The following is a 16,583-nucleotide window of genomic DNA, read 5'->3' as shown; positions in this document are numbered from 1 at the left end:
CGCGGCCGTGGCAGTGAGGCGGGCCTGGGGTGCTACTCCGCGAGGTCCGGCGCGTCGCTGAGCCCGAGGCGCAGGTGCTCGATGTGGTAGACGGCCTGGTCGAGGAGCGCGGCGACGTGGTTGTCGTAGAGCGCGTAGACGACCGAGCGGCCCTGGCGCTGTCCGACCACCAGGCCGAGGTTGCGGAGCAGTCGCAACTGATGCGAACAGGCGGACTGTTCGAGGCCGACCTCGGTGGCGAGTTCGGTGGCGGCGCAGGGGCCTTCGCGGAGGCGGGACAGGATCAGCAGGCGGGAGGGGGTGGCCAGGGCCTGGAGGGTGGTGGCCACCCGGGCAGCGCTGACGGCGTCCAGGCGCGTGTGCGGGACGGCGGTGGCGGGGGCGGCTCCATGACCCATGCGGCAATAGTACAACTCATGCATGAAGGAGCGTTCATATGTTCATGTATGGTGGATGGGTTGTTGGTGCTGCCCGTCCCCGTTCCCGTCCTGTCGCCGAAGGTCCTCGCCGCCATGTCCTCCTCCACCCTGACCGAGCGCCCCGCGCCCCCGGCCGCCCCGCGTCCGGACACCGCGCCCCGGCGGCGCACCCGGGTGCTCGCGCTGCCCGAGGCCCGCTGGGCCGCCGCCGCGACGGTGCTGTTCCTGATCGCGCTGCCGCTCCAGCTGACCGGCGCCCCCGCCTGGGCCTGGGGCCCGCTGTACGCGCTGGCGTACGCCACCGGCGGCTGGGAGCCCGCCTGGGCGGGGCTGGGGGCGCTGCGCGAGAAGACCCTCGACGTCGACCTGCTGATGATCGTCGCCGCGCTCGGCGCCGCCGCCGTCGGGCAGGTCATGGACGGCGCGCTGCTGATCGTCATCTTCGCCACCTCCGGCGCCCTGGAGGCGCTCGCCACCGCCCGGACCGCCGACTCGGTGCGCGGGCTGCTCGACCTCGCCCCGGCCACCGCGACCCGGCTGCTGCCCGACGGCCGGGAGGAGACCGTGCCGACCGGGGAACTGGCCGTCGGCGACACCGTGCTGGTCCGGCCGGGGGAGCGGATCGGCGCCGACGGGCGGGTGCTGGACGGCGTCAGCGAGGTCGACCAGGCCACCATCACCGGTGAGCCGCTGCCCGTGGCCAAGGAGACCGGCGACGAGGTGTTCGCCGGCACCCTCAACGGGACCGGCGCGCTGCGCGTCACGGTGGACCGGGACGCCTCGGACTCGGTGATCGCCCGGATCGTCGTGATGGTCGAGGAGGCCTCCGAGACCAAGGCGCCGACCCAGCTGTTCATCGAGAAGGTCGAACAGCGCTACTCGATCGGCATGGTGGCCGCGACCCTCGCCGTCTTCGCCGTGCCGCTCGCCCTCGGCGCGGCCTTCACCGGCTCGCTGCTGCGGGCGATGACCTTCATGATCGTCGCCTCGCCGTGCGCCGTCGTCCTGGCCACCATGCCGCCGCTGCTCTCCGCGATCGCCAACGCCGGACGGCACGGCGTGCTGGTGAAGTCCGCCGTGGTGATGGAGCGCCTCGGACAGGCGGACGCCGTCGCCCTGGACAAGACCGGCACGCTGACCGAGGGGACGCCCCGGGTCAGCGAGATCCACCCGTTGAGCGGCTCGGGCCTCTCAGCCGACGGGCTGCTCGCGCTCGCGGCCGCCGCCGAGCACGCCAGCGAACACCCGCTCGGCCGCGCCGTCGTGGACGCCGCCCGCGCCCGGGGGCTCACCCCGGCCGCCGCCGAGGACTTCGCCTCCGTACCCGGGGCCGGCGTCACCGCCACCGTCGGCGGCCGGGTGGTCGCGGTCGGCGCGCCCGCGCGGCTGGTCAACGGCCGGACGGACGCCGCCTCGACCGAAGCGGCCGAACTGGCCGCCGCACTGGAGCAGGCCGGGCGCACCGCCGCCCTGGTCGAGGTGGACGGCGTCCCGGTCGGCGTGCTCGGCCTCGCCGACCGGCTGCGCCCGGACGCCGCCGCCACCGTCGCCGCCCTGACCCGGCTCACCGGCCGCGCGCCGGTGCTGCTCACCGGGGACAACCCGCGCGCCGCCGCCCGGGTGGCCGCCGAGGTCGGCATCGCCGAGGTCCGCGCCGGGCTGCTGCCGAGGGAGAAGGTCGCCGCCGTGCGGGAGCAGGAGGCCGCCGGACGGAAGGTGCTGGTGGTCGGCGACGGTGTCAACGACGCGCCCGCGCTGGCCGCCGCGCACACCGGCGTCGCGATGGGGCGGGCCGGCTCCGACCTGGCCCTGGAAACCGCCGACGCGGTCGTGGTCCGCGACGAACTCGCCACCGTCCCGGCCGTGGTGGCGCTCTCCCGACGGGCGCGGTCCCTCGTCGTGCAGAACCTGGTGATCGCCTCGGTGTTCATCTCGGTCCTGGTGGTCTGGGACTTGGTGGCCGCCCTGCCGCTGCCGCTCGGGGTGCTCGGTCACGAGGGCTCGACGGTCATCGTCGGCCTCAACGGGCTGCGGCTGCTGCGCGAGGCGGCCTGGGTCAGGGCCCGGGCGCAGGGCGGGAGCTGAGCCGTCGGCTCGGGTCCGGAGGGCCGGCTTGGTGCCGGGGTCGCCGCTTCGGTTACTCGGTTTCGGCGGAGGCGGCAGTAGCGGCGTCCGGGGCGGCGGCCGGTTCGTGGTCCCGGGCCGGGGCCTGCTCCATCGCGGTCATCCGCGGGAGCAGGAACAGCACGGCGACCAGCAGGACGAGCAGCAGGACGCCGCCCACGACGAGCGGGATCCGGATGCCGGTGACGGAGGCGATCCAGCCGCTCAGGGCGGCGCCGGTCATGATGCCGAGTCGGCTCAGCAGCAGGTAACAGCTGTTGACCCGGCCGAGCAGTTCCTTCGGCACGGCCTGCTGGCGCAGCGAGATCGCCTGGATGTTCCAGGTCACGATGCCGAAGCCGATCACGCCGTACAGGGCGGCGATCTCGACCACCGAGGTGCTGAACGCCATCAGGATCAGCGAGACGCCCATCAGCAGGAAGGCGAGGGCGATCCGGGTGCCGCGGCCGAGCAGTCGGCTGAGCCGACCGGCCAGGGTGCTCGCGGCGGTGCCGCCGATCGCGCCGGCGGCCAGGACGATGCCGTAGGAGGCGGCGGGGGCGTGCACGACCCTGGTGACCATCAGGACCATCATGGTGGTGCCCATGAAGCAGGCCAGCGCGCCGAGGGTGGAGAGCACGGCGAGCATCCGCACCTCGCGGTGGCGGAACAGCCAGGTGACGCCCTCGCGGATCTCGGTGAGCACCGGGCGGCCGGCCTGGGCGCGGGCCGTGGTGGAGCGGCCGGTCGCGGCGACCAGGAGGGCGGCGAGCGCGAAGGAGACGCCGTCCACCGTGAAGGGGGCGGCGGCGGCCACGGCGAACAGGGCCGAACCGAGCAGCGGGCCGATCAGGTTCCCGCCGACGAGCATGTTGGCCTGCATCCGGCCGTTGGCGGCGTCGAGTTGGTCGGGGCGGACCAGCTCCGGGACGGCCGAGGTGGCGGCGTTGGAGAAGACCGTCTCGCCGCAGCCGAGCAGGAAGGCCAGTGCGGCGAGCGCGAGCAGTGGCGGGCCGGCCAGGAAGACCCAGCAGGCGAAGCCCAGCACGACGGCGGCCCGCAGCGCGTCGATGGTCCACATCAGCCGGCGCCGGTCGGCCCGGTCGGCGAGCACGCCGCCGTACAGCGACATGACCAGGAAGGGCAGCGACGCGGCGACCGAGACCACCGAGACCGCGCTGGGCGAGTCCGAGACCGCCACCGCGAGCAGTGGCAGGGCCGAGTCCCGCATGCCGTCGCCGACCGAGGAGATCGCCGAAGCGGACCACAGCAAGGTGAATTTCCGGCCCAGCTGCGGACGGCTTCCGGGTGGCTTCTCGGCCAGGTCTGCTGCGGTCACCGAGGCAGTATGTCATGTCCGCGGAGGAACGGCGTGGGAACGTTCGAGCGGATTCCGAACTGTCCGGGGTATCCCGAACTGGGCGTGACAGCACGGAAGTCGGGGTCCTCCCGGGGTGTCCGGACTGTCTTGCGGGTTTGCGAACTCTTGACGGCGTTTCCGGTCGGCGGGCCCCGGAGGCGGCCTTGGACGGGCGTGGTCGATCCGCGGCGTCGGGTGGCCTTCGGCGGCGGCGCGAAGCGATACGAACCGGGCGGGCCCGGAGACGTCCGGGAGGTCGCGGGCCCGCCCGTCCTGTGCGCTCGGAGGGGGCGGCCGTCAGTGGTGAGGACGGCAGCGGTGGTTGTCAGTGTTCGGGGACGGCGGCGGCGGTCGTCAGCGCTTCGGCACGGCGTCGGGGGACTCCGGGAGCGGGTAGGCGGCGGGGTCGACCGGGCCCGGGAGGTCGGTGGCCGGGCGGGCGGGGGCGGTCGGGTCGGGCAGGGACGGCTGGGCGGGCGGCGCCGGGACCTGGCTGAAGGGGATGCCGGGCGGCGCCTGGACCGGCGTGGTGCGGCCGGCGGGCACCGGGCCCCGGCCCCGGGTGCCGCAGCCGGCCGCGGTCTCCAGGTTCTCCGGGCTCTGGACGGCGGGCTGGTTGCCGCTGAAGCAGTTGTCCGGGTCGACGGAGGCCATGGCGAGATCGGTGCCGTTGCCGGTGACGCGGTTGCCCTCGACGCGGTTGCCGCTCGCCGGGTGGCCGGGCGGGTCGGTGATGACGATGCCGACGGCGCGGTTGCCCCGGACGAGGTTGCGCTGCACCTGGTTGGCCGTGCCGCCGCCGATGCCGATCCCGATGCCGTAGCCGCCGTCGGCCTGTTCGGGGGTGTCGGCGGCGTTGTTGTCGGTGACGGCGTTGCCCACGATCACGGCGCCGTGTTGCGGAGCGAGGGCCTCCAGGTCGTTGGAGTTGACGGTGACGCCGACCCGGTTGCCGGTCACGCGGTTGCCGACGATCGTCAACCCGTCGGAGGCGTTGGTGAGTTCGATGCCCACGGCGTTGCGTTCGACGATGTTGCCGCGCACCAGGGTGTCGCAGGGCTTGCACTGGCCGACGTAGATGCCGGAGTCCGCCTGCCCGGAGGCGTACGAGTCCTCGATGACGCCGCCGCGCGCGTCGAAGGCGTAGATGCCGTACAGGCCGTTGTCGTAGGCGGTCACGCTGGTCGCGCGGAAGCCCTGGACGACGGGGAAGCGGGCGGTGTCCAGGGGGTCGTATGCGGAGCCGCCGGCGCCGTGCTGCTGCAGCTTCTCGTCGGTGACGCCGGTGAACAGGACGCCGTTGGCCAGGTAGCCGTGGACGGTGAGGTTCTCGACCACGGAGCCCGCGCCGGTGACGGTGACGCCGTTGACGAGGCGCACGCCGCCGTCGAGGACCACGGTGTTGCGGTCGGTGCCGCGCAGCACGATCCGGGGCTTGTCGATCCGGACGCTCTCCCGGTAGGTGCCCGGGTCGACCAGCACGGTGTCGCCCGCGCGGGCCACGTTCACGGCCTGCTGGATGGTCGGGAAGTCCTGTGGGACTCGAACGACCGTGCCGTCCGGGTGTTTCGCGTCGGACGAGGGCGAACCGCCGGACGAACAGCCGGAGATGACGAGCATGGCGGCGGTGAGCAGGGCGGGGACGACGTTCCGGATCGCCGATCCCCGTGCCCGTAGTGTGGTGGAAACGAATTGACGTGCCATCAAGAGTTGCATGAGGCGTGTCTATCGTCTCCAATGTGGCCCATGCATGCCGAAACCGGAAAGGCGCAGGACCGGCCACGAACTGTCGCGGGCGGAATGGACCGGAGGACCCTGCTCGCGGGCGGCGTGGTGCTGGCCGCCGGGGTCGGTGCCGGGGTCGGCGTGGGGGCCACGGCGCTGGCCCGCGGGGGCGACGGCGGACGGGCCGCGCCGCCGCCCGAGCCGCCCGTCCCCTTCCACGGCGAGCGGCAGGCCGGGGTGACGGCCCCGCAGCAGCCGGCCACCCAGCTCATCGCCTTCGACCTGGCGCCGGCCGTGACCTCGGACGGCCGGACCGTGCTGCGCGGCCTGCTCGGGGAGTTGACCCGGGTGCTCGCCGAGGCGGTCGGCGGCAGGTCGGCGGACGCGCGGCTGCGGGGTGGCGAACCGGCCCGGCTCAGCGGCCTGGTGGGGGTCGGGCCGGGGCTCGCGGCCCGGCTGGGGCTGAACGTTCCGGCGCCGGTCCTGGCGGAGCTGCCGGCCTTCTCGGGGGACCGGCTCGACCCGGCGCGGGGCGGCGGCGACCTGCTGGTCCAGCTGTGCGCGGCGGACCGCTGGCCGCTGTCCGTGGTCGCCGAGCAGGTCGGCGCGGCGGCCGGGGCGGCGGGCGCGTCCGTGCGGTGGACGCAGTCCGGCTTCCTGCCCCGGACGGCCGCGGGCAGCACGCCGAGGAACCTGTTCGGCTTCAAGGACGGCACGGCGAACCCGGACGAGGAGGCCGCCCGGCAGTGGGTCTGGGGCCCGCCGGGACCGCACGAGCACGGGACGGTCCTGGTCTACCGCCGGATCCGGATGGACACCGCCGGCTTCACCGCCCTGCCCGCCGACCGCCGGGACCAGGCGATGGGACGCCGGGAGGGCGACGGCGCCCCGCTCACCGGCGCGGCGGAGCACGACGAGCCGGACATCTACGCGAAGAACCACGACGGTTCGTACGTCATCCCGGCCACCGCCCACATCCGGCTCTCCAGCCCCCGGTTGGACGGCGGCGCCCGGATGCTGCGGCGCGGCTACAGCTATGACGACGGGCCGGGCGACCGGGGTCTGCTGTTCTGCGCCTTCATGCGGGACCCGGCGCTGTTCACCCGGGTGCAGGAGCGGCTGGCCGCGCGGGACGCGCTGAACCCGTTCCTGGAGCACACGGCGTCGGCGGTGGTGTACGTCCTGCCGGGGGTGCGGGAGGGCGGGGTGCTGGGGGAGGGGCTGTTCGGGTGACCGTCCCCCTGGGGCGTGCCGTCTGCCGACTGCCGACTGCCGTCTGCCGTCTGCCGTCTGCCGACCGCCGTCTGCCGTCTGCCGACCGCCGTCTGCCGTCTGCCGTCTGCCGACTGCCGTCTGCCGTCTGCCGACTGCCGACCGCCGTGCCGTCGTCGTCGCCGCTGTCGGGTGCGGCGACGGCGGCACGGCCCCGTGATCACCAGTCGACCGGGATGCGGGCCGGGCTCCGGGTGGTGCCGCCGAGCTGCCAGGCGATGTCGGCGACCGGGATGGTGAGGCGGAGGCCGGGGAGGGCGGTGGCGAGGCGGTGCAGGGACTCGCGCATCTCGAGCCGGACGCGCCAGGCGCCGATGCAGTAGTGGGGGCCGGCGCTGAAGGCGAGGGTGGGGGCGGCGAGCGGGAGGTCGAGGTCGGCGTCGAGGCCTTCGGAGTAGACCTCGGGGTCGCGGTTGGCGCTGCCGAGGCTGATCGCGACGACGGAACCGGCCGGGATGGTGGCGCCGCCGAGCTCGATCGCCGCGGTGGCGCGGCGGATGGTGGCCTCGTCGTCGCCGAGCGGGATGTAGTGGAGCAGGCGTTCGGCGGTGCGCTCGGCGGTGTCGGGGTCGGCGAGGCGCGGCCAGTGCGCGGCGCGTTCGCCGAGGAGGTAGACGAGGGCGTTGCCGAGGGCACCGGCGACGCTCTCGTTGCCGCTGGCGGTGAGTCCGGCGACGAGGTGGACGAAGGATTCCTCGGGGATGCCGCCGTCGTGGTCGGCGGCCCGGACGAGTCGGCTGACCAGGTCGTCGCCGGGCTCGCGGCGGCGGCGCTCGATCAACTCCGTGGTGAACGCGCCGTATTCGGCGAGGGCGTCGGCGTGGTCGGCGGTGGCGCTCGCGCTCTCACCTCCGGAGGTCCCGCCCTCGGCGGGGTCGCCGCCCTGGGCGAGCAGCGCGAGGGTCCAGCGCTGCAGCCGGTCCGCGTCCAGGCTGTCCGGCCCGTCGCCGTCGAGCCCCATCAGCCGGGTGGTGACGGCGAAGGGCACCGGCCGGGCGAACGCGGTGACCAGGTCGGCCGGTGGCCCCGCGGCGACCAGCGCGTCCACCGACTGCTGGACGGCGGCCGCGACCCAGGGCTGCCAGCCGGCGATGGCGCGCGGGGCGAAGGCCCGTTGGACGGTGCCGCGCAGTCGCCGGTGGGCGGGGCCGTCCTGGTTGAACAGGGAGGCCGGGTTGGCGGCCACGTCGGCGGTGGCACCGGCGGTGCCGACGTCGTGCAGGTCGGCGCGGGTGATCCGGGGGTCGCCGAGGACCTGCCGGACGTCCTGGTAGCGGGTGACCAGCCAGGCGGGGGTGCCGTCGGGGAGGGTGGTCGGGCGGGGCGGAAGGGCGGGGGAGACGGGGAGCCGGTGGAGCGGGGGGAGGGCGGCCCGGGTGTCGGCGGCGGAGTCCATGGGTCCCTTCGACGGTCGGCGAGGCGGCGGCAAGCGTGGTGGGCGGGCCGGCTGGTCGACGGGAGGGGAGTCCGAGAAACTAACTGTCATATTTCCATGGGGAATTGGAGGCTTGTGACGCTTCTCCCGTTGTGCCCGATGCTATGCCCCGAGCCGGGTCGGCGAACCGGAACGACCGGAGGGTGTCGAGCTCTTCGGGGGTGGTCCGGGCGACGCGGCGCAGGTCGTAGAGGTACGACTTGCCGGCCTTCCAGCTGCGCCAGGGGCAGAGCGGCGGGAACGGCTCCCCGGCCGTTCCGCCCGGCAGTGGCGCGGAGTTGGGCACCCCGTCGGCGCCGACGGTGCACCAGCCGCGCCCGGGCAGCCAGCGGCACCAGACGTCCAGGTCGGTCCGCTTGAACGACGGCCTGCCGTGGAAGGTGCCGTCCGGCTCGAAGCGGTAGACCAGGCCGTCCAGGCGGCGGATGAAGGCGATCGACGACATGGCAGATTCCCCCGAGTCGCCGGCGCGCAGGGCCGGTGGGTGTCGAGGATACCCCCACCCTGTACCGGAGGCCGGGGAATTCGGGTGGGGCGCGGCAGGCCGGGCTGCCGCGCCCTCCGGGTTCAGGGGTGGGCGAGGCGGCCGACCAGGTCGTAGCCGGCCTCCTCGATCGCGGCGGCGACGTCGGCGTCGGCGAGCGACCGGGTGCCGTCGACGGTGACGGTGACCGTGCCGGAGGTGAGGTCCACGGCGACGTCGGTGACGCCGTCGAGCTTCGTCAGCTCGGCGGTGACCGAGGTGACGCAGTGGCCGCAGGTCATGCCCTTGACCTGGAAGGCCGCGAGCAGGGGGGACTCGCCGGCGGAGGCCGCAGTGGTGTCGGTGTCGGTGCCGGCCTCGGCGCCGGTGCCGCACGAGCCGCAGCAGGAGGGGGCCTCGGTGCCGACCGACTCGACGGTGACGGTGGTCTCGCTCATGGTGTGCTCCTGTCGTGGATGTCCGGCGCCTTCCGGGAAAGGCCCGGTCAGCGGGTTCGCCGGAGAACATACCATACCCCCCTAGGGTATCAAGAGGCTCGCGCGTCCCGCGCGGGATGCGGCGGTTCCACCGGCCCGGAGCCGCCGATACCGGCCTGTGGCGGCCCTGTTGCGGGTTCCGGGGCAGGGTGGGAGGGTGCGTCCGCGTGCCGGCGGACGACCGACCCGACCACCCGAGGTGAGCCCCGTGAACCCCATGGACCAGACCACCCGCCGCGGTCCGCGCGGCCTGCGCGAGACCCTCGCCGCCGGCGAACGGACCTACTCCTTCGAGTTCTTCCCCGCCAAGGACGACTCCGGCGAGCGGGCCCTTTGGGCCGCGATCCGGCGGGTGGAGGCGACCGCGCCGACCTTCGTCTCCGTCACCTACGGCGCCGGCGGCTCCTCGCGCGACCGCACCATCGAGACTACCGAGCGGATCGCCGCGCAGACCACGCTGCGCCCGGTGGCCCACCTGACCGCCGTCGGCCACTCCACCGCCGAACTCCAGGCCGTGCTGCGGCGGTACGCGGACGTCGGGATCCGGGACGTGCTCGCCCTGCGCGGCGACCCGCCCGGCAACCCCAACGGGCCCTGGGAGCCGCACCCGCAGGGCCTGCGGCACGCCGTCGAGCTGGTGCGGCTGGTCAAGGAGTGCGGCGCGTTCACCGTCGGCGTGGCGGCCTTCCCCGAGCGCCACCCGCGCTCCACGGACTGGGACGACGACATCCGGCACTTCGTCGCCAAGTGCCGCGCGGGCGCCGACTACGCCGTCACCCAGATGTTCTTCGAGGTCGAGCACTACCTGCGGCTGCGGGACCGGCTGGCCGCGGCGGGTTGCGAGACCCCGGTCATCCCGGAGATCATGCCCGCCACCGACGTCCGCCAGATCAGCCGCTTCGCCGAGCTCAGTGGGGCGTCCTTCCCGGCCGGCCTCGCGCTGCGCCTGGAGGCGGCCCGCGGCGACCGTGCGGCCGCCCACCGCATCGGCGTCGACCACGCCACCCGGATGGCCGAGCGCCTGCTCCGCGAGGGCGCGCCCGGCCTGCACTACATCACGCTGAACCGCTCCACCGCCGCGCTGGAGATCCACCGCAACCTCGGCCTCGACCGACCGGTCGGGGAGCCCGCGGCCCTTCCCCTGACCGTCGGCCGCGCCTGACGAGCGGGCACCCGCGGCCGCGCAGGTGCCACCGTCCGGCGCCGGGTGGCGGCGCGCCTCGGTTCTTGGATACCCCATATGGGTATATGGTGACCGGCGCTCATCGGAGTCCCGCGGCACCTCGGGAGGCGGACCACCATGCACGCGATCCTGCACGCGCTGTCCATCGCCGGATCGATGACCTGGGAGATCACCTGGGCCCTGATCCTCGGCTTCCTGCTCTCCGCCGTCGTCCAGGCCGTCGTCCACAAGGCCACCGTGGTCCGGCTGCTCGGCGACGACCGCCCCCGGACCCTCGCCGTCGCCGCCGGCCTCGGCGCCGCCTCCTCGTCCTGCTCGTACGCCGCCGTCGCCCTGGCCCGTTCACTGTTCCGCAAGGGCGCGAACTTCACCGCGGCGATGGCCTTCGAGATCGCCTCGACCAACCTGGTCATCGAACTCGGCATCATCCTGGCCCTGTTGCTCGGCTGGCAGTTCACCGCGGCCGAGTTCGTCGGCGGGCCGGTGATGATCCTGCTGCTCGCCGTGCTCTTCCGGCGGCTGCTGCACGGCCGGCTGCTGCGCGAGGCCCGCGACCAGGCCGAGCACGGCCGGGCGGGCTCGATGGAGGGGCACGCGGCGATGGACATGTCGGTGGGCGGCGACGGCCCCTTCACCCGCCGGCTGCTGTCCGGCCGGGGCTTCACGTCCGTCTCGCACGTCTTCGTGATGGAGTGGGCGGCGATCCTGCGCGACCTCGTCCTCGGCCTGCTGATCGCGGGCGCCATCGCCGCCTGGGTGCCCGACTCCTTCTGGCAGGCCTTCTTCTTCGCCGACCACCCCCTCGCCGGCAAGATCTGGGGCCCGCTGGTCGGCCCGCTGGTGGCGATCGCGTCCTTCGTCTGCTCGATCGGCAACGTGCCGCTCGCGGTGGTGCTGTGGAAGGGCGGGATCAGCTTCGGCGGGGTGGTCGCGTTCATCTTCGCGGACCTGCTGATCCTGCCCATCCTCAACATCTACCGGAAGTACTACGGCGCCCGGATGGCGCGCTTCCTGCTCGGCACCTTCTACGTGGCGATGGTCCTCGCCGGGTACGTGGTCGAGATCCTCTTCGGTGCCCTCGGCCTGATCCCGGACGAGCGCGACGCGGAGATCCCGATGTCGGGCGTCGAGTGGAACTACACCACCTGGCTCAACATCGTTTTCCTGCTCCTGGCCGCCGCCCTGCTCGTCCGCTTCTTCCGCACGGGCGGCGCGGCGATGCTGCGCATGATGGGCGGCTCCCCGGCCGGACCCACCGGTGAGGAGCCCGCCGGCGAGGGGCCCGAACGCCACGGCCACCACTGAGGCCCGTCCCGTGACGTCCCTCCCCGGGCCGACATCCGAGCACCTGATCGGTCAAGAGTGCGGGCGAGCAGCGCGGTGCCGGGTGATCCTCCGAGGATGGATACCTCGTAGGGGTATCTGATCAGGTTGGTCGACCGGTCGCGAAAATACCTGTCGGGGGTATCGCTCGAGGCTTGCTGTTGATACCCCTGGGGGGTATAAAGGGACTCATGGCGCCGCTCGATACCCCTCCCGGGTATGACACCGCACGGGCCGCAGGGCCTCCCGGCGCCACCGGCAAGACGACTGTCACGAGGAGCGACGATGACTACGCAGGCACCCGCCTCCGCGGAGGTGGAACTCTCGATCGGCGGAATGACGTGCGCCTCGTGCGCGGCCCGCATCGAGAAGAAGCTCAACCGGATGGACGGGGTCACCGCCGGCGTCAACTACGCCACCGAGAAGGCGAGGGTCTCCTTCGGCGGCGGCGTCGAGGTCGCCGACCTGATCGCCACCGTCGAGGCTATTGGCTACACCGCGGCGCTGCCCGAGCCCCCGGCCGTCGAGCGTCCGGCCGGTGACCAGGCCACGCCTGCCGACGAGTTGGCCCCGCTGCGGGCCCGGCTGTTCACCGCGCTGGTGCTCGCCGTGCCCGTGGTCGCGATGGCGATGGTGCCGGCCCTGCAGTTCGACAACTGGCAGTGGCTGTCCCTGACCCTGGCCGCCCCGGTCGTCACCTACGCCGCCTGGCCCTTCCACCGGGCCGCGTTCACCAACGCCCGGCACGGCGCCGCGACGATGGACACCCTGGTCTCGCTCGGCACCGGCGCCGCGTTCCTGTGGTCGCTGTGGGCGCTGTTCTTCGGCGACGCCGGGATGCCGGGCATGCGGCACGGCTTCGAGTTCACCATCGCCCGCAGCGAGGGCGCGTCCAACATCTACCTGGAGGCGGCGGCGGGCGTCACCGCCTTCATCCTGGCCGGCCGCTACGTCGAGGCCCGCTCCAAGCGGACCGCCGGGGCCGCGCTCAGGGCGCTGCTGGAACTGGGCGCCAAGGACGTGACGGTGCTGCGCAACGCGGGGGGCGGGCGCGAAGCGCCCTCGGACCAGGGCGGCGGTGGGCGACGGGCGGGAGTCGAGGTGCGCATCCCGATCGCCGACCTCGCCGTGGGCGACCGCTTCGTGGTCCGGCCGGGCGAGAAGATCGCCACCGACGGCCTGGTGGTCGACGGCGCCTCCGCGGTGGACGCCTCCATGCTGACCGGCGAGTCCGTCCCGGTCGAGGTCGGGGTCGGCGACACCGTCACCGGTGCCACCGTCAACGCGGGCGGCCGGCTGGTGGTCGAGGCGACCCGGGTCGGCGCGGACACCCAGCTGTCCCGGATGGCCCGGCTGGTCGAGGAGGCGCAGAACGGCAAGGCCGCCGCGCAGCGCCTCGCGGACCGGATCTCCGCGGTCTTCGTGCCGATCGTGATCGTGCTCGCGGTGGCCACCCTCGGCTACTGGCTGGGCACCGGCGAGGGCTGGACCGCCGCCTTCACCGCCGCCGTCGCCGTGCTGATCATCGCCTGCCCGTGCGCCCTGGGCCTGGCAACGCCGACCGCGCTGCTGGTCGGCACCGGTCGCGGCGCCCAGCTGGGCGTCCTGATCAAGGGCCCGGAGGTCCTGGAGTCCACCCGCAGGGTCGACACCATCGTGCTGGACAAGACCGGCACCGTCACCACCGGCCGGATGACCCTGCTCGCCGTGCACACCGCCGCCGGCGTCGACGAGGCCGAGGTGCTGCGCCTGGCGGGAGCCCTGGAGCACGCCTCCGAACACCCGATCGCCCGGGCGATCGCGACCGCCGCCGCCAAGGCCGGCGAACCGCCCGCCGTCGAGGGTTTCGAGAACGTCCCGGGCCTGGGCGTCCAGGGCGTGGTGGACGGCCACGCGGTGGTGGCCGGCCGGGAGGCGCTGCTGAACGCGTGGTCGCAGGACCTGCCGGAGGCTCTGGCCGAGGCCAAGCGCGCCGCCGAGGCGGCCGGCCGCACCGTGATCGCGGTCGGCTGGGACGGCGCGGCCCGGGCCGTCCTGGAGGTCGCCGACGCGGTCAGGCCGACCAGCGCCGAGGCGATCGGCAAGCTGCGCGAACTGGGCCTGACCCCGGTCCTGTTGACCGGTGACAACCGGCTGGTCGCCGAGGCGGTGGCGGCCGAGGTCGGCATCGCGCCGGAGCACGTGATCGCCGAGGTCATGCCGCAGGACAAGGTCGACACCGTGAAGCGGCTGCAGGCCGAGGGCAAGGTCGTGGCGATGGTCGGCGACGGCGTCAACGACGCCGCGGCGCTCGCCCAGGCCGATCTGGGCCTGGCGATGGGCACCGGCACCGACGCCGCGATCGAGGCCGGCGACCTGACCCTGGTCCGCGGGGACCTGCTGGCCGCGGCGGACGCCATCCGGCTCTCCCGCCGTACCCTCGGCACCATCAAGGGCAACCTGTTCTGGGCCTTCGGCTACAACGTCGCCGCCCTGCCGCTGGCCGCGGCCGGGATGCTCAACCCGATGATCGCGGGGGCGGCCATGGCCTTCTCCTCGGTCTTCGTGGTCGGCAACAGCCTCCGGCTGCGCCGCTTCCGCTGACCCGCCCGGTGGCTTGCCCGCTGAGCGTCCCTCTGTCGCGACTCAGGGACTTCTGAGCACTCGGCACCGCTGGGCCGGAGCCCCTGGAAACCCCGATCGGGGTTTCCAGGGGCTCCGGCGTGCCCTGTCGCGCCGACCGAACTGATGGACGGTCAACTCGCCATGCTCGTCGGCGCCGTGTGCTCAAGGACTCTCCGGCAGATCCACCGCCTGCCAGCGGTACGCCGCGTCCTCCTGCCAGACCTGCAGCTCGCCCTCGACCACCGCGGCCAGGCAGAGCCGCCAGTCGTCGCCCATCGCCAGCGCGACCCGGGTGGCCGGGCGCAGCGTCGGCCGCCACCAGCGCGGGCGGCGGGCGGCGCCGGCGGCAGGCAGTCGCAGCCGGACGCCGCCGGCGCCGGCCAGGGCGATGGTGGGGCCGCCGCGGTGGCCCACCATGGCGATGCCGAGGGAGGGTTCGCCGTCGCCGATCTCGGTGCCCGGCCCGGCGGAGTCGAGGGTGTGCAGCTGGACCGAGCCGTCCGGCCGCAGGGCGACGGCCTGCGGCCCGGCGGAGGCGCGGGCCAGCGCTCCGGCGCGCAGGGAGCCGTCCCGGCCGCCCGGGTGGTCCGGGCCGAGCGGGGCGGGTGGTTCGGCGGATCCGGGCCGCCAGCTCAGCACCCGGCCGCGGTGCTCGACCAGGACCAGCCAGCAGCCGGGCCGTTCCTCCAGCGCCGCGAGCACCCGGTCGGCCGGGCAGCCGGACAGCTCCTGGCCGGTGAGGGTGAGGCCGGGTGCCCAGCGGTAGGAGCGCAGCGCGCCGCCGACGGCCGTCCAGACCGTCATCTCCCCGCCCGGACCGACCGCCCCGGCCAGTCCGTTGACCCCGCGCGCCGCCTCCCACCAGCCGGTCGACGTGCCGACCCAGAGGGTGTTGCCGCGGTCCTCGGCGCAGACCACCAGCTCGCCCTGACGTCCGGCCCAGCCGGCCGTCAACTCCCGTACGGCTTCCGGGCCCTGGCCGGTGGGCAGGTGGTGGCCGACACGGCCGGGCCCGGCCAGTGCGGTGCCCTCGGAGCCGCCGGCGACCACCAGCGGGCGCCCGGTCCGGTCGGGCAGCACGGCCAGGCCCGCGGTGCGGGCCACCGGCCGGTGGGAGCGCAGCAGTTCGCGACCGCGCGCGACCCACGGGCCGAGCGGCGCGGGGCGGCGCTCCGGCTCGCGGGCCAACGGCTCGCACGCCCAGCGCGCCAACTCCTCGGCGTAGCCCGCCGCGAGCAGCTCGGCGCGGGCCTGCTCGGCGGCGAGCCGGTGGTCGAGCCGGCCGTGGTCGGGCAGCAGCAGGGTGCGGGCGAGGGTGCCGACCGCGAACAGGTCCTTGGCGGCGGTCGGGAAGCCGCCGACCTGCTCGGCCTCCGGCGGGACGTGCCCGGGGGTGAACACCGCGACGGTCAGGGTGTGGTCGAGCGGGGCGAGGAAGGTCAGGTCGATCAGCTTGACCTGGCCCTGGCCGTCCACCAGGACGTTGGCGGGGGAGATGTCACGGTGCACCCAGCGCTTGCGGTGCAGCTCGTCGACGATCCGGCAGAGCCGGGCCAGCACCTCGGCGACCGCCGCCGGGCCGCCGCGCTGGGCACGGGCCCAGGTGTGCAGCGGCACGCCCTCGACCCAGGGCGAGATCTGGTAGCCCAGCAGCCCGGCGGAGGGCGCCGCGCCGGGCCGGTGCGGGGAGGGGCCGAGCAGGAAGCTGGGCACCACCAGGTCGGTGACGCCCAGCCGGTGCGCGTTGTGCGAGACGTCGTCCCAGCGCCCGAGCCAGCGGCGGACCTCGGACGGGTCGCGCTCCAGCATGATCTTCGCGGCGACCAGTTCCTTGCGGCCGTTGTGGCCGGTCCGGACCGCCCGCCACACCTCGGCTTCGCCGCCCCGGTGGTGGAATTCCAGGAGTTCGTACTGCTCGGGGTCGAACTCCGGCCCGAACCGGAGCCCGGGCACCCAACGCGACTCGGACACACGACCCCCGACGCTTCTGAACCACTCGACGTTTCTGAACCGCTCGACGCCGCCGACCGCCGCCGATCCCCGGTGACCGCCGCCGACTGCTGGTGGCGCGCTTGTTCCCGTTCTGCCGATCCTGCCGGTGCGTTGCCCAGGATAGTGCTCTTTCCTGTTCGTCTGTCCGGTCGAGGGCCTATTCTGATGGCGCCCGAGCAACATCACGACGCAACGTCAACTCATGAT

At 74.3% G+C, this 16,583-nt stretch carries 12 protein-coding genes; 5 read left to right on the top strand and 7 right to left on the bottom strand.

Annotated elements, in window-relative coordinates; genetic code table 11:
• Positions 1 to 32: 32 nt before the first annotated feature.
• The gene (locus AB0Q99_RS03650) at positions 33 to 398 is read right to left on the bottom strand and encodes a metalloregulator ArsR/SmtB family transcription factor (protein ID WP_363568040.1); all 366 of its coding nucleotides are present in this window, start codon (positions 396 to 398) and stop codon (positions 33 to 35) included.
• Between the two features lie 114 nt (positions 399 to 512).
• On the opposite strand from AB0Q99_RS03650, the gene AB0Q99_RS03645 reads away from it, so the two are divergent.
• Positions 513 to 2,504 carry a heavy metal translocating P-type ATPase gene (locus AB0Q99_RS03645; protein WP_363568221.1) on the top strand — a complete coding sequence of 664 codons (1,992 nt, stop codon included), beginning with the start codon at positions 513 to 515 and terminating at the stop codon, positions 2,502 to 2,504.
• A 52-nt stretch (positions 2,505 to 2,556) separates the two neighbouring features.
• Here AB0Q99_RS03645 and AB0Q99_RS03640 read toward each other — a convergent pair whose 3' ends face one another.
• Both AB0Q99_RS03640 and AB0Q99_RS03635 read right to left on the bottom strand, forming a co-directional pair.
• Entirely contained in the window at positions 2,557 to 3,861 is a 1,305-nt protein-coding gene (locus tag AB0Q99_RS03640; RefSeq protein ID WP_363568038.1) for an MFS transporter, read from the bottom strand.
• Between the two features lie 375 nt (positions 3,862 to 4,236).
• The gene (locus AB0Q99_RS03635; RefSeq protein ID WP_363568036.1) at positions 4,237 to 5,586 is read right to left on the bottom strand and encodes a right-handed parallel beta-helix repeat-containing protein; all 1,350 of its coding nucleotides are present in this window, start codon (positions 5,584 to 5,586) and stop codon (positions 4,237 to 4,239) included.
• 96 nt (positions 5,587 to 5,682) lie between these two features.
• On the opposite strand from AB0Q99_RS03635, the gene AB0Q99_RS03630 reads away from it, so the two are divergent.
• Positions 5,683 to 6,840 (top strand): Dyp-type peroxidase, encoded by a 1,158-nt coding sequence (locus AB0Q99_RS03630; RefSeq protein ID WP_363568034.1) that lies wholly within the window; start codon positions 5,683 to 5,685, stop codon positions 6,838 to 6,840.
• A 199-nt stretch (positions 6,841 to 7,039) separates the two neighbouring features.
• Here AB0Q99_RS03630 and AB0Q99_RS03625 read toward each other — a convergent pair whose 3' ends face one another.
• The 3 genes from AB0Q99_RS03625 to AB0Q99_RS03615 form a co-directional block, all read right to left on the bottom strand.
• Positions 7,040 to 8,275 (bottom strand): cytochrome P450, encoded by a 1,236-nt coding sequence (locus AB0Q99_RS03625; protein WP_363568032.1) that lies wholly within the window; start codon positions 8,273 to 8,275, stop codon positions 7,040 to 7,042.
• Positions 8,276 to 8,354: 79 nt separating this feature from the next.
• Positions 8,355 to 8,759, bottom strand: a complete 405-nt coding sequence (locus AB0Q99_RS03620; RefSeq protein ID WP_363568031.1) for a hypothetical protein — start codon at positions 8,757 to 8,759, stop codon at positions 8,355 to 8,357.
• Positions 8,760 to 8,881: 122 nt separating this feature from the next.
• Positions 8,882 to 9,235, bottom strand: coding sequence for a cation transporter (locus AB0Q99_RS03615; RefSeq protein WP_363568030.1), 354 nt, complete (start codon positions 9,233 to 9,235; stop codon positions 8,882 to 8,884).
• A 256-nt stretch (positions 9,236 to 9,491) separates the two neighbouring features.
• On the opposite strand from AB0Q99_RS03615, the gene metF reads away from it, so the two are divergent.
• The 3 genes from metF (at position 9,492) to AB0Q99_RS03600 (ending at position 14,363) form a co-directional block, all read left to right on the top strand.
• A complete protein-coding gene (gene metF / locus AB0Q99_RS03610) occupies positions 9,492 to 10,436 on the top strand; it encodes a methylenetetrahydrofolate reductase [NAD(P)H] (protein WP_363568219.1) in 945 nt (314 codons plus the stop codon).
• Between the two features lie 138 nt (positions 10,437 to 10,574).
• Entirely contained in the window at positions 10,575 to 11,762 is a 1,188-nt protein-coding gene (locus AB0Q99_RS03605) for a permease (protein WP_363568029.1), read from the top strand.
• Positions 11,763 to 12,065: 303 nt separating this feature from the next.
• Positions 12,066 to 14,363, top strand: a complete 2,298-nt coding sequence (locus tag AB0Q99_RS03600) for a heavy metal translocating P-type ATPase (protein ID WP_363568027.1) — start codon at positions 12,066 to 12,068, stop codon at positions 14,361 to 14,363.
• Positions 14,364 to 14,546: 183 nt separating this feature from the next.
• Here the strand turns inward: AB0Q99_RS03600 and AB0Q99_RS03595 are convergent, their stop codons facing one another.
• Positions 14,547 to 16,355: a hypothetical protein gene (locus tag AB0Q99_RS03595; protein WP_363568025.1), complete on the bottom strand. Its 1,809-nt coding sequence runs from the start codon at positions 16,353 to 16,355 to the stop codon at positions 14,547 to 14,549.
• Positions 16,356 to 16,583: the final 228 nt, after the last annotated feature.

The sequence above is a fragment of the Kitasatospora sp. NPDC086791 genome, assembly GCF_040685975.1.
In the GTDB taxonomy this organism is placed as follows: domain Bacteria; phylum Actinomycetota; class Actinomycetes; order Streptomycetales; family Streptomycetaceae; genus Kitasatospora.
The sequence above is the reverse complement of the archived record's forward strand: the minus strand, read 5'-3'. Positions and strand labels throughout refer to the sequence as shown.